At 72.2% G+C, this 12126-nt stretch carries 13 protein-coding genes; 12 read left to right on the forward strand and 1 reads right to left on the reverse strand.

Annotated features, from left to right (window positions below):
• The 8 genes from DNK56_RS32085 to DNK56_RS32120 all read left to right on the forward strand — a co-directional run bounded on the left by DNK56_RS32085 (position 1) and on the right by DNK56_RS32120 (position 7377).
• Positions 1 to 1167, forward strand: coding sequence for an MCE family protein (locus tag DNK56_RS32085; RefSeq protein ID WP_111339260.1), 1167 nt, complete (start codon positions 1 to 3; stop codon positions 1165 to 1167).
• The gene (locus DNK56_RS32090) at positions 1164 to 2336 is read left to right on the forward strand and encodes an MCE family protein (protein ID WP_111339261.1); all 1173 of its coding nucleotides are present in this window, start codon (positions 1164 to 1166) and stop codon (positions 2334 to 2336) included. The genes DNK56_RS32085 and DNK56_RS32090 overlap by 4 nt, the downstream gene beginning before the upstream one ends.
• A complete protein-coding gene (locus tag DNK56_RS32095) occupies positions 2336 to 3598 on the forward strand; it encodes an MCE family protein (RefSeq protein ID WP_111339262.1) in 1263 nt (420 codons plus the stop codon). Before DNK56_RS32090 ends, DNK56_RS32095 begins: the two co-directional genes overlap by 1 nt.
• Complete coding sequence (locus tag DNK56_RS32100; protein ID WP_111339263.1) at positions 3595 to 4116, forward strand: hypothetical protein; 522 nt, start codon at positions 3595 to 3597, stop codon at positions 4114 to 4116. The genes DNK56_RS32095 and DNK56_RS32100 overlap by 4 nt, the downstream gene beginning before the upstream one ends.
• A complete protein-coding gene (locus tag DNK56_RS32105) occupies positions 4113 to 4721 on the forward strand; it encodes a hypothetical protein (RefSeq protein ID WP_111339264.1) in 609 nt (202 codons plus the stop codon). Before DNK56_RS32100 ends, DNK56_RS32105 begins: the two co-directional genes overlap by 4 nt.
• A 75-nt stretch (positions 4722 to 4796) precedes the next feature.
• Complete coding sequence (locus tag DNK56_RS32110; RefSeq protein ID WP_241990154.1) at positions 4797 to 5327, forward strand: nuclear transport factor 2 family protein; 531 nt, start codon at positions 4797 to 4799, stop codon at positions 5325 to 5327.
• 36 nt (positions 5328 to 5363) lie between these two features.
• Entirely contained in the window at positions 5364 to 6128 is a 765-nt protein-coding gene (locus DNK56_RS32115; protein WP_111339266.1) for a nuclear transport factor 2 family protein, read from the forward strand.
• Between the two features lie 34 nt (positions 6129 to 6162).
• The gene (locus DNK56_RS32120; protein WP_111339267.1) at positions 6163 to 7377 is read left to right on the forward strand and encodes a lytic transglycosylase domain-containing protein; all 1215 of its coding nucleotides are present in this window, start codon (positions 6163 to 6165) and stop codon (positions 7375 to 7377) included.
• Positions 7378 to 7408: 31 nt separating this feature from the next.
• Here DNK56_RS32120 and DNK56_RS32125 read toward each other — a convergent pair whose 3' ends face one another.
• Complete coding sequence (locus DNK56_RS32125; RefSeq protein WP_111339268.1) at positions 7409 to 8473, reverse strand: ATP-dependent DNA ligase; 1065 nt, start codon at positions 8471 to 8473, stop codon at positions 7409 to 7411.
• A gap of 97 nt (positions 8474 to 8570) precedes the next feature.
• Between DNK56_RS32125 and ligD the strand changes: the two genes are divergently transcribed.
• The 4 genes from ligD (at position 8571) to DNK56_RS32145 (ending at position 12122) form a co-directional block, all read left to right on the forward strand.
• On the forward strand, positions 8571 to 9581 hold the full coding sequence (gene ligD, locus DNK56_RS32130) for a non-homologous end-joining DNA ligase (protein ID WP_111339269.1): 1011 nt from the start codon (positions 8571 to 8573) through the stop codon (positions 9579 to 9581).
• Positions 9578 to 10657, forward strand: a complete 1080-nt coding sequence (locus DNK56_RS32135; protein ID WP_111339270.1) for an ABC transporter permease — start codon at positions 9578 to 9580, stop codon at positions 10655 to 10657. The genes ligD and DNK56_RS32135 overlap by 4 nt, the downstream gene beginning before the upstream one ends.
• A 165-nt stretch (positions 10658 to 10822) precedes the next feature.
• Complete coding sequence (locus DNK56_RS32140) at positions 10823 to 11776, forward strand: multicopper oxidase domain-containing protein (RefSeq protein ID WP_111339271.1); 954 nt, start codon at positions 10823 to 10825, stop codon at positions 11774 to 11776.
• 91 nt (positions 11777 to 11867) lie between these two features.
• Positions 11868 to 12122, forward strand: coding sequence for a WhiB family transcriptional regulator (locus DNK56_RS32145; protein WP_111339272.1), 255 nt, complete (start codon positions 11868 to 11870; stop codon positions 12120 to 12122).
• The last annotated feature ends 4 nt before the right edge of the window (positions 12123 to 12126 follow it).

Genomic DNA, 12126 nt, shown 5'->3' on the forward strand with positions numbered 1-12126 from the left:
ATGAGACTCACCCGCGTCATCGGCATCGGCGCCGGCCTCGTCGTCGTGGCCGTCGCCGCCACCTCCGGGGTCATGGCCCTGGAGGAGCGGGGCGGCACCACCGTCACCGCCTACTTCGACCAGGTCACCGGTGTCTACGCCGGGTCCGACCTGCGCATCCTCGGGGTCCGCGTCGGCCGGGTCGAATCGGTGGAGCCGCGCGGCAAGGACGTCAAGGTCGTCCTGCGCATCGACGAGGGCGTCCAGGTCCCCGCGGACGCGCACGCCGTCGTCGTCGCCCCCAGCCTGGTCGCCGACCGGTACGTCCAGCTCGCCCCCGCCTACACCGGGGGAGCGGTCATGAAGGAGGGCGCCCAGCTGCCCGCCGCCCACAACGCCGTCCCGGTCGAGGTGGACCAGCTCTACGCCTCCATCACCGAACTCTCCACCGCGCTCGGCCCGGACGGGGCCAACGCCCGGGGCGCCTTCGCCGGACTCCTGGACACCGGGGCCAAGAACCTCAAGGGCAACGGCAAGGACATCGGCGACTCCATCGAGCAGTTCGGCAAGGCGACGAAGACCCTGGACAAGTCCAGCGGCAACCTCTTCGACACGCTGTCCTACCTGCAGTCCTTCACCACCATGCTGAAGGACAACGACGGCAACGTCCGGGCCGCCGAGACCCAGCTGAACTCCGTCACCGGATTCCTCGCCGACGACAAGAAGAACCTCGGCGCCGCCCTCAGAGAACTCGGCACCGCCCTCGCCCAGGTGAAGACCTTCATCAAGGACAACCGGGGCGAGCTGAAGAAGAACGTGGACGCCCTCGTGCCGATCACCCAGGCCCTCGTGGACCAGCGCGCCTCGCTCGCCGAGTCGATGGACGTCCTGCCGCTGTCGGCGGGCAACGTCCTGAACGCGTACGACCCCGAGCACCGCACCCTCAACGGACGGACCAACCTCAACGAGCTGAGCATGGGCGGCCCGCTCCTGGAATCCGCCCTCAGCCTCCAGGGCCTCGCCCCGGTGGACACCGCACGGCAGCAGGCCCTGCCCGCGCTGCCGCTGCCCGCCGTGGGCACGGTCTACGGCACCCCCGAGGACACCAAAAACGCCAAGGACACCAAGGACGCCGAGGACACCAAGGACGCCGAGGACACCAAGGACGCGAAGGGGGCGAACCGATGAACCGCCGACCACGCAGACCCGCGGCCCTCGGGACCACGAGCGGCACCGTACTGGTCGCCCTCGGCCTGTGCTGCACCCTCTTCGTCACCGGATGCGGAGTACCGGGCTTCTCCGGCATCGAGGACCTGCCGCTGCCCGGCGGCGCCGACCTCGGCGACCACCCGTACGAGATCACCGCGGACTTCGGGGACGTGCTCAGCCTCGCCCCGCAGTCCTCGGTCAAGGTCAACGACGTCGCCGTGGGCCGGGTCACCGGCATCGGGCTGGCTCCGGACGGCTGGCGGGCCCGCGTCACCATGAAAGTCAACGGCGCGATCGAACTGCCCGCCAACGCCTACGCCCATCTGGAGCAGTCCAGCCTGCTCGGCGAGAAGTACATCCAGCTCACCCCGCCCGCCAAGGGCAAGGAGAGGGGCACCCTCTCCGACGGCGACCGCATCCCGCTCGCCCGCACCAACCGCAACCCCGAGGTCGAAGAGGTCTTCGGCGCCCTGTCCATGCTCCTCAACGGCGGCGGTGTCCAGCAGCTCAAGACCATCACCACCGAGCTGAACAAGGCACTCGCCGGACAGGAACCCCAGGTCAAGTCGATGCTCCACCGGGTCGACACCCTCGTCACCGACCTGGACGACCACCGCGGCGACATCACCGCCGCCCTCGACGGCGTCAACCGCCTCTCCGCCACCCTCGCCGGCCGCAAGCAGCAGGTCGGCACCGTCCTCACCGGGCTCAGCCCCGGCATGAAGGTCCTGGAGAAGCAGCGCGGTTCGCTCATGACCATGCTCCGCTCCCTGGACACCCTCTCCGACGTCGCCGTCGGCACCATCAACCGGACCAAGGCGGACACCATCGCCGACCTCAAGGCCCTCGCCCCCACCCTGCGGGCCCTGGCCGACTCCGGCAACGACCTGCCCGACTCCCTCCAGGTCCTGCTCACCTACCCGTTCACGGACGAGGTGCTGCGCGGGGTGAAGGGCGACTACCTCAACGTCTACCTGGACCTGACGGCCGAACCCGGCACGCAGATCATTCCCGCCTACGAACCCGCCCCCGAGACCGGGACGGCCGGGCCGGCGAAGACGGTCGCCGGCGCCGGGCTGCCGCTGCCCCTGCCCGCGACCTCGGCGCCCACGACGAGCCGGCCCACGGCCTCGAAGGGGAGCAACTGATGATCACCCTCGCCATCCGGCTCAAGAACATCGCCTTCCTCATCATCTCCGTGCTCGTCCTCGGCTTCCTCGGCGTCCGCTACGCCGACCTCGGCCACTACGTCGGGCTGCGCGACTACTACACCGTCAAGGTCCAACTCCCGCGCACCGGCGGCCTCTTCACCCACTCCAACGTCACCTACCGGGGCGTCTCGGTGGGCCGGGTCGGGCCCATCGAACTCACCGACGACGGCGTCGAGGCGGAACTGCGGATCAAGAAGTCCGCCCCCCGCATCCCCGACGACCTCAAGGCGGTCGTGGCCAACCTCTCCGCCGTCGGCGAGCAGTACGTGGACCTGCGGCCCACCCGCACCGAGGGCCCCTACCTGGCCGACGGCTCCGTCATCGACCAGGCGTCGACCACCGTCCCGGCCCCCGTCACCGACGTCCTCACCAGCGTCAACGACCTCACCTCCTCCGTCGACACCGAATCGCTGCGCACCGTCGTGGACGAGTTCGGCACCGCGTTCAGCGGACGCGGCGACGACCTCCAGGTCCTCCTGGACACCGGCAGCGAGTTCGTCCAGGCCGCCGACGAGGCCCTGCCCGTCAACATCAGGCTCATGGAGGACGGCAAGACGGTCCTGCGCACCCAGGTCGAACAGGGCGAAGCCCTCAAGGGGTTCGCCTCCGGCGCCAAGGAACTCGCCGCCCAGCTCAAGAGCTCCGACACCGACCTGCGCGAGCTCATCGCCGCCGCCCCCGACGCCACCAGCCAGATCAGCGGACTGCTGCGCGACGTCGAACCCAGCTTCGGCGTCGTCGTCGCCAACCTCCTCACCACCTCCGACATCGCCGTCACCCGCCAGCGCGGCCTGGAGGAACTCCTCGTGAAACTCCCCGCCGTCGTCGCGGCCGGGGCCAGCGCGGTGGACGAGGACGGCGCCCGGTTCGGCATGTCGATCACCTTCTTCGAACCGCTGCCCTGCACCGCCGGCTACGAGGACACGACGTACCGCAACGGCCTCGACCTCTCACCCGCCCCCGCGCTCAACACCAAGGCCCGCTGCGCCGCCTCGCCCGGCACCGGCATCAACGTCCGGGGCAGCGCCAACGCCCCCAAGGGCGGCCCGCTCCCCGAACCGGCGAAGGCCGGCGCCCTGCACCTCGGCGACACCAAGGACGCGCGGCTGCCCGGCGCCCTCGGTGCCGCGGCCGACCGCGCACCGGCGGTCCGGGGCATGGCCGGACTGCTGGGCCTCGGACAGGAGGGCGGCGAGTGAACCCCCGTACCCGGACCCTCGGCGGATGGGCCGTCCTGCTGATCGCGGCGCTCGTATGCGCGCTCGGCGGCTGGTCCTACGCGCAGGCGCGCGGCGACGACGACCTGGCCTACGCCAAGAGCCGGGACGCCGCCCTCGCGGACGGTCGCCGGGCCCTCGCCAGGCTCAACACCATGGACGGCAAGGACGCGACGAGCGTGGACGCGGACCTGGCCGGCTGGCTGGACTCCGCCACAGGACCGCTCCACGACCAGCTGAAGCGCACCCGCAAGAAGGACGCCGCCGACCTGGCGAAGTCCGGCACCACCGCGCGCGGCAAGGTCACCGACGCCGCGCTCACCGAGCTGGACGACCGGACCGGCACCGCGCTGATGATCGCGACCGTCGACATCGAGGTCGCCCCCCGCACCGGCAAGGCCGGCACCGAACGCAAACGGTTCGAGGCCACGCTCGCGCGGACCGGGGACGGCTGGAAGATCAAGGCGCTCACGGCGCTCGGCATAGGGGGCGGCGCATGACCACAGACGTCGAGGACACCGACGAGATCGCCGAGATCGAGGACATCGAGGAGGCCGAGCACACCGAGGAGACCGACGCCGCCACGGCATCCGACGACCGTCCCGCCCGCCGTTGGCCGCGCGTCCTCGCCGGTGTCCTCGCCGTCGCGCTGCTCGCCGCCGGGGCCGTGATGTACGTGGCCGGCCGGCAGCTGCGGGACACCCCGGCCACCTCCAACCTGGCGCTCACCGACAGCGCGGCCACCGCCCAGGTCGCCGGCGAGGTCACCGACGCGCTCGGCAAGGTGTTCTCGTACAGCCCGGACGGCACCGCCGCCACCAAGGCGGCCGCCCAGAAGCTCCTCGCGGGCAAGGCGCTCCAGCAGTACGCGGCGCTCTTCGGCCAGGTCGAGAAGCAGTCGGCCGACCAGGAACTGACCCTCACCACCCATGTCGTGCGCGCCGGGGTGACCCGGCTGACGCCCGACAGCGCCCATCTGCTCGTCTTCCTGGACCAGGTCTACGAGCGCAGGGGCAAGGCCGCGAGCAAGGCGGCCGCACAGCTCTCCGTCACCGCCCGACTGCGCGAAGGGCACTGGACGATCGTGGAGATCACCTCCCGGTAGCCCGCCGATGACGACACCGCACCACCCAGCACGAACAGCACAGCGCGGCGGGAACGCCGGCAGGGAGAGGCAGCGATGGCACGGGTAGCGAAGACGAGGAATCCGCTGGTGGCGGCGGCGATCGCGCTGACGATCGCGGCGGCGGTCGCCGCGGGCTGGGGCGGGGTGTCCCGCTACCGGGCGGCGCACGACGGCTCGGCCGCCTACGCCCAGACCCGCGACGAGGTGCTGGCCGCGGGCGAGCAGGCCGTGCAGAACATGAACACGCTCGACCACGCGCAGGTCGAGAAGGGCCTGGACAGCTGGGAGGACTCCACCACCGGGGACCTGCACCGGCAACTCGTGGAAGGGCGCGCCGGGTTCGTGAAGCAGATCCAGGAGGCGAAGACCGTCAGCACCGCCAAGGTGCTGGCCGGTGCGGTCACCGAGCTGGACGACCGGGCCGGGAAGGCCGGGGTGATGGTGGCGCTCCGGGTGACCGTGACCGCGCCGAAGGGCAAGCCCGCGGTGAAGGAGAGCCGGATGCTCGGTCAGCTGACCCGTACGCCGGACGGGTGGAAGCTCAGCGCCCTCGGCCAGGCGCCCGTCGGCAACACCGCCGGCTGACACCCCCGCCCCCGTACCGAGAGGAACCCCCGGACCATGTCGACCACCCGCCACCTGGTCAACCGCCGGCGCCGCCTGGCCACCGTCGCCGCGGCGGAACGCACCACGACCACCGCCCCGCCCCGCCCGCGCCCCGGCCCCGACCCGGACCAACCTCCCGCGGACACGACGGACACGACGGACACGGCCGACACCGCAGACGACGCGGCCGACGCGGACCCGGAACCCGGCCCGGACGACGAGGGCGGCGCGCCGGAGACGAAGAAGGCCGTCCGGCGCCTGCCCCGGATGCGCCCCGGACTGCCCGCAGTCCTCTGCGTCCTCACCGTGCTCCTCGGCTCCTTCGCCGCCTGGTCGTTCACCTCGGCGGCGAGCCTGCGCGACGACCCCGCCCGACAGAACACCGCGCTCACCGACATCAGCCGCACCAGCGAGGTCAAGGGCCGGATCACCGAGGCGGTCGGCGCCGTCTTCTCGTACGACTACGCCTCACCCGCCAAGTCCGACACCGCGGTGACCACCTATCTGACCGGGAAGGCGGTCCAGCAGCACAAGGACATGCTCGCCGAGGTCCGGGCCCAGGCACCGAAGCAGAAGCTCGTGCTCACCACGACCGTCACCCACAGCGCCGTGGAAATGCTCGACGGCGACCGCGCCCGGCTGCTGATCTTCGCCGACCAGCGCAACACCCGTACCGGCAAGTCCGAGGAGACCACCTACGCCGCCGCCATGTTCAGCGTGGACGCCGTCCGCGAGGACGGCGACTGGCGGATATCCGCGATCGACACGTTCACCCGGTGACCCGCCGCAGGCGACCCGACCAAGGAGGGCACGCATGAGGTTCAACGGCAGCATGCGCCGCGGACTCGGCGGCACGGCGGCGGCCGTCGCCGCGATGGCCGCGCTCACGGCGTCCCAGGCACCCCAGCTCGCCGCGCACGAGGAGACCCCGAAACACCGCCAGGAGACGGACGACGTCACCTGGTCCGAGGTCCCCAACGACGACTCGTACCACACCGAACTCCCGCCGCTGAGAAGCCCGAAGCCGCCGAAGAAGGGCGAGAGGCAGAGCCCGGCCGCCCGGCAGTCGTGGGCCGAGGCGGGCATCCCCGCCACCGTGCTCGCCGCCTACCGCGAGGCTGCGGCCACGATGCGGCGCGGCGACCCCGGCTGCCGGCTGCCCTGGCAGTTACTGGCCGCCATCGGCAAGGTCGAGTCCGGGCACGCGGCCGGCGGCCGGGTCGACAAGCACGGCACCACCCTGTCGCCGATCCTGGGCCCGGTCCTCGACGGCGCCGGGTTCGCCCGCATCACCGACACCGACGGCGGCGCCTACGACGGGGACAAGACCTACGACCGGGCGGTCGGCCCGATGCAGTTCATCCCCTCGACCTGGGCGCGCTGGGGCCGCGACGGCAACGGCGACGGACGCCGCGACCCCAACAACGTGTACGACGCCGCGCTCGCCGCCGGGGCCTACCTGTGCGCCGGACCGCGCGACCTGTCGATCCCCTCCGACCTGAACCGGGCGATCCTCAGCTACAACCACTCGGAGACGTATCTGCGTACGGTGCTCTCCTGGTACGAGTTCTACCGCAAGGGCATCCACCCGGTCGCGGACGGCCGGGGCGTCGTCCCCAGGAGCCCCGGCGCCGGCGGCCCGAACGAGCCCGAGCGCCCCGTGGGCGGCTCCGGCACCGACAGCGGCGGCGGCATCGAGGTCGGCCCGCAGCCCAGCCCCCGCCCCACCGCACCCGGCACCACCGACCCGGAGCCCGGCACCAGCCCCACACCGGGCACCTCCGGCTCCCCGGACCCGACCGGCACCACCAGCCCCACGCCCGACCCCACGGACACCGGCTCCGCGACCCCGGACCCCACCACCACCCCGGACCCGGAGCCCACCACGACCGCACCGCAACCGGGCTGCACGACAACCCCTCCGGCGCCGGAGCCCGGCGACACCACCACGCCCACCGGCTCGCCCACCCCCTCGCCGGACCCCGCGGAGCCCTGCACCACACCCACGCTGCCGCCCGCGGCGAACTGAACCGGGCGGCGGGCGGGCGGTTCGACCCCGCTCAGCCGCCGCCCGCCAGCACCTCCGCGAGGTCGTAGCGCACGACCTCCTCCAACTGCGCGTACGTGCAGCTCTCCGGCGTACGGTCCGGCCGCCAGCGGCGCCACTGGGCCGTGTGCCGGAACCGGTCGCCCTCCATGTGGTCGTACGCCACCTCGCACACCCGCTCCGGCCGCAGCGGCACCCAGGACATGTCCTTCTTGCCCGACCAGCGGCTCGGAGCACCCGGCAGCCGGGCCCCCTCGTGCGCCTCCGCCTGCGCCCAGGCGTGCCACGGATGGCTCCCGGCGTCGGTCAGCAACGGCTCCAACTCGGTGACGAGCTCCGCGCGGCGCTTCATCGGGAAGGCCGCGCACACCCCGACGTGCTGCAGCGCGCCGCCCGCGTCGTACAGGCCGAGCAGCAGCGAGCCGACCACCGGGCCGCTCTTGTGGAAGCGGTAGCCGGCCACCACGCAGTCGGCGGTCCGCTCGTGCTTGATCTTGTACATCGCCCGCACGTCCGGCCGGTACGGCGCGTCCAGCGGCTTCGCCACGACCCCGTCCAGACCAGCCCCCTCGTACCGCTCGAACCACTCCCGGGCGCGGCCGGCATCGGTCGTCGAGGGGGCCGTGTACACCGGCGCCGACGCCCGAGCGAGCGCCGCCTCCAGGGCCGTGCGCCGGTCCGCCTGCGGGGTGCCGAGCAGCGACTCGTCACCGAGCGCCAGCAGATCGAAGGCGACCAGCGCGGCCGGGGTCCGCTCCGCCAGCAGCCGCACCCGTGAATCGGCGGGGTGGATGCGCTCGCTGAGCCGGTCGAAGTCCAGCCGTCCGCCGTGCACGACGACGATCTCGCCGTCCACCACACACCGCTCCGGCAGATTCTCCCGGACGGCGGTCACCAGTTCCGGAAAGTACCGGGTGAGCGGCTTGCCGGTCCGGCTGCCGATCACCACCTCGTCACCGTCCCGGTGCACGATCGCCCGGAAGCCGTCCCACTTGGCTTCGTATTGCATACCCGGCGGGATCTTCTTCACCGACTTGGCGAGCATCGGCTTCACGGGCGGCATCACCGGCAGGTCCATGGTCCGAGTGTGAACCGTACGGCCACCGGCGTCTCCCGATATGCGGCATATGTGTGCCCGGCCTACGGTGGCCGACATGGCAGCAGCGGGCACAGCGGTGGAGCTGGACGCGGCCGGACGGGCCGTCCGGCTGTCCAATCCGGACAAGGTCTACTTCCCGGAGAAGGGCTACACGAAGAGGGACGTCGCCGAGTACTTCCTCGCGGTCGGTCCCGGCATCCTGCGCGCCCTGCGCAACCGGCCCACCACGCTCCAGCGGTTCGTGGACGGTGTGGAGGGCGAGTTCTTCTACCAGAAGCGCGCCCCCAAGAACCTTCCCGACTGGATTCCCACCACCGAGATCGCCTTCCCGAGCGGCCGGTCCGCCCGCGAGATGTGCCCCACCGAGGTGGCCGCCGTCCTGTGGGCCGCCAACCTCGGCACGCTCACCTTCCACCCCTGGCCCGTCCGGGGCGGCGACACCGACCACCCCGACGAACTGCGCATCGACCTGGACCCGCAGCCCGGCACCGGCTACGCCGACGCCGTCCGCGCCGCCCGCGAACTGCGCGGCATCCTGGACGAGCACGGGCTGCGCGGCCGGCCCAAGACCTCCGGCGGGCGCGGCCTCCACGTCTTCGTGCCCATCGAGCCGCGCTGGACGTTCACCGAGGTCCGGCGCGCGGCCATCGCGGTGGGGCGCGAACTGGAGAGCCGGATGCCGGACCGGGTGACCACCGCCTGGTGGAAGGAGGAGCGCGGCGAGCGGATCTTCGTGGACTACAACCAGACCGCCCGCGACCGCACGATCGCCTCCGCCTACTCCGTACGGCCCTTCCCGCACGCCCCGGTCTCCGCCCCGCTGCGCTGGGAGGAGCTGGACGACGCCGAACCCCGCGACTTCGACATCCGGACCATGCCCCGCCGCTTCGCGGAACACGGCGACGTCCACGCCGGCATGGACGAGGAGGCGTTCCGGCTGGACTCCCTCCTCGAACTCGCCGACCGCCACGCGCGCGACGGCGGGCCCGGCGACCTGCCCTACCCGCCGGAGTACCCGAAGATGCCCGGCGAACCCAAGCGCGTGCAGCCGAGCCGGGCGCGCCGCGACAAGGACGGCGACGCGTGAGCGGTCCGGGCGCCGCGCCCGGCGAGCCGCACGGTGCGCACGGCCGCCCGCCCGCCCGGGGCCAGAAATGGGCCGCGTTCAAACGGTCGCCGTACTTCCCGGCGACCGTCCTGCTGTTCATCCTGTCGGCCGCCGCCGGACTGTTCGCCGGTTCCTACACGTACGCCATGGCCAACCCGACCCCGCACCGCATCCCGACCGCCGTGGTCAGCGAGCCGGACACCACGCGCGGCAAGGAGTTCGTCGCCGGGATGGACCGGGCCCTGGACGCCTCACTGGTCATCCACGTCTTCCCGACGCCCGCCGCCGCCCGCGAGGCGCTGGAGGAGCAGCAGGTCTTCGCGATCGTGCGCTCCGGCGAGCGGGGGGTCGCGCTCGACGTGGCCGCGGCCTCCGGGGCGGCCGTCGCCCAGCTGCTCGCCGAGACCGCCGTGAAGGTCGGGAACACGCTCGGCCTGCCGGTCGCCGTGCGGGACGTCAAACCGCTCCAGAAGGGCGACCCGCGCGGGCTCGCCCTGTTCTACATCTCGCTGGCCGCCGTGATCGTCGGCTTCGTGGGCTCCATCCAGCTCAGCGTGCACGCGAGCGGACTGATCCCGCTGGAGCGGATCGCGTTCACCGTCGCGTACGCGCTGCTCGGCGCGTTCGCCATCGCCGCCGTCGTGGACTGGCTGCTGGGGGCGGTCGATCTGCCCTTCGCGCAGTCGTGGCTGATCCTGGCGTTCACCATGTTCACCTCCGGCATGGTCTTCGCCATGTTCAACACCCTGATCGGCCGCTGGGCGATGCTGCCGACCTGGGGCGTGATGGTGCTCCTGGGCAACCCGTCGTCCGGCGGGGCCGTCTCCTGGCCGCTGCTGCCCTCGCTGCTCGGACACATCGGCCGCTGGCTGCCGCCCGGCGCCTCCGTCAACGCCCAGCACACCGCCGTCTACTACCAGGGCCATCAGCGCCTCTTCCCGTATCTGGTGCTGGCCGCCTGGGCGCTGGTGTCGGTCACCGTCTTCTGGGTGTGGCGCCACCGCCACCCCGGCGGCCGCGAGCACATGCCGCAGCACGCCGCCGCGCTCACCTGATCCGCCGAACGACCGGCGGTCCTCGAACTGCATTTCGCGACTCGCCCACGCTCCTGACGACCTCGCGGTCACCTTGTTCCTACTGTGGGTCAGCCACGTTCCCCGGGCTCGTCAGCGCCCGTCGCCACATTCCCGGCAGCACCCGTCAGCAGTGGGGAGTTCGACATGGACCGCAGAACCTTCAGCCGGCAGATGCTGGTCGGCGGCGGGGTCGCCGCCGCGGCGGTGGTGACATCGTTGTCCCTGCCCGCGCCGCTGGCCGCCGCGATGCCCGCCGCCGTCCGCACGGTCGGCGCCGGGGGAGCGGTCCGGCGCATCCGCATGTACGTGGAGCAGCTGCCGGACGGCCGGCTGGGCTACGGCCTGGAGAAGGGCAGGGCGACCGTGCCGGGCCCGCTGATCGAGCTGACCGAGGGCGACACCCTGCACATCGAGTTCGTCAACACCCTCGACGTACCGGCCGGGCTGCACGCGCACGGCGTCGACTACGACACCGCGAGCGACGGCACCCGGATGAACGGGAGCACCGTCGAACCGGGCGGCACCCGCACCTACGTCTGGCGCACCCACGCGCCGGGCCCGCGCCGCGACGGCACCTGGCGCTCCGGCAGTGCCGGCTACTGGCACTACCACGACCACGCCGTGGGCTCCGACCACGGCACCGGCGGCATCCGCAAGGGGCTCTACGGGCCGCTGGTCGTCCGCCGCCGGGGCGACGTCCTGCCGGACCGGACGATCGCCATCGTCTTCAACGACATGTCGATCAACAACACCCCGAAGGGGGAGAGCCCCGACTTCCAGGTCACGCTCGGCGACCGGCTGGAGGTCGTCATGATCACGCACGGCGACATGTACCACACGTTCCATGTGCACGGTCACCGCTGGGCCGACAACCGTACGGGCATGCTCACCGGACCCGACGACCCGACCCGGGTCGTGGACACCAAGATCGTCGGACCGGCGGACTCCTTCGGCTTCCAGGTCATCGCGGGCGAACACGTGGGACCCGGCGCCTGGATGTACCACTGCCATGTGCAGAGCCACGCGGACCGGGGCATGGGCGGGCTGCTGCTCGTCGCCGACCGGGACGGCACGGTCCCCGGCCACCACGACGGATGACATCGGCCGAAAACAGCCGACGGGGCGTGGGCGAGGCGGCATTGACGCGGCGTTGATCGGTCGTTTATCGCGGCAGTGCACTGTGGCAACCATGCTGATCAACACCACGACCGACCCCGCCTTCTCCTGGCAGGAGACCGCCCTGTGCGCCCAGGCGGGGCCCGAGTTCTTCTTCCCGGCTCCGGGCAGCTCCACCCGTGAGGCCAAGCAGCTGTGCAACGCGTGCGAGGGGCGGCAGGCATGCCTCGAGTACGCCCTCGACAACGACGAGCGCTTCGGCGTCTGGGGCGGACTGTCCGAGAAGGAGCGGGAGCGGCTGCGCAGAGTCGGCCGCACGTCGGCCTGAGCCG

Source organism: Streptomyces sp. AC1-42W, assembly GCF_003248355.1.
GTDB lineage: Bacteria > Actinomycetota > Actinomycetes > Streptomycetales > Streptomycetaceae > Streptomyces.

What these genes read in the sequence shown, in the direction of transcription:
- DNK56_RS32085 (WP_111339260.1), top strand. Translation starts at nt 1, where the DNA reads ATGAGACTCACCCGCGTCATCGGCATCGGCGCCGGCCTCGTCGTCGTG.
- DNK56_RS32090 (WP_111339261.1), top strand. Translation starts at nt 1,164, where the DNA reads ATGAACCGCCGACCACGCAGACCCGCGGCCCTCGGGACCACGAGCGGC.
- DNK56_RS32095 (WP_111339262.1), top strand. Translation starts at nt 2,336, where the DNA reads ATGATCACCCTCGCCATCCGGCTCAAGAACATCGCCTTCCTCATCATC.
- DNK56_RS32105 (WP_111339264.1), top strand. Translation starts at nt 4,113, where the DNA reads ATGACCACAGACGTCGAGGACACCGACGAGATCGCCGAGATCGAGGAC.
- DNK56_RS32110 (WP_241990154.1), top strand. Translation starts at nt 4,797, where the DNA reads ATGGCACGGGTAGCGAAGACGAGGAATCCGCTGGTGGCGGCGGCGATC.
- DNK56_RS32115 (WP_111339266.1), top strand. Translation starts at nt 5,364, where the DNA reads ATGTCGACCACCCGCCACCTGGTCAACCGCCGGCGCCGCCTGGCCACC.
- DNK56_RS32120 (WP_111339267.1), top strand. Translation starts at nt 6,163, where the DNA reads ATGAGGTTCAACGGCAGCATGCGCCGCGGACTCGGCGGCACGGCGGCG.
- DNK56_RS32125 (WP_111339268.1), bottom strand. Translation starts at nt 8,473, where the DNA reads ATGGACCTGCCGGTGATGCCGCCCGTGAAGCCGATGCTCGCCAAGTCG.
- DNK56_RS32140 (WP_111339271.1), top strand. Translation starts at nt 10,823, where the DNA reads ATGGACCGCAGAACCTTCAGCCGGCAGATGCTGGTCGGCGGCGGGGTC.
- DNK56_RS32145 (WP_111339272.1), top strand. Translation starts at nt 11,868, where the DNA reads ATGCTGATCAACACCACGACCGACCCCGCCTTCTCCTGGCAGGAGACC.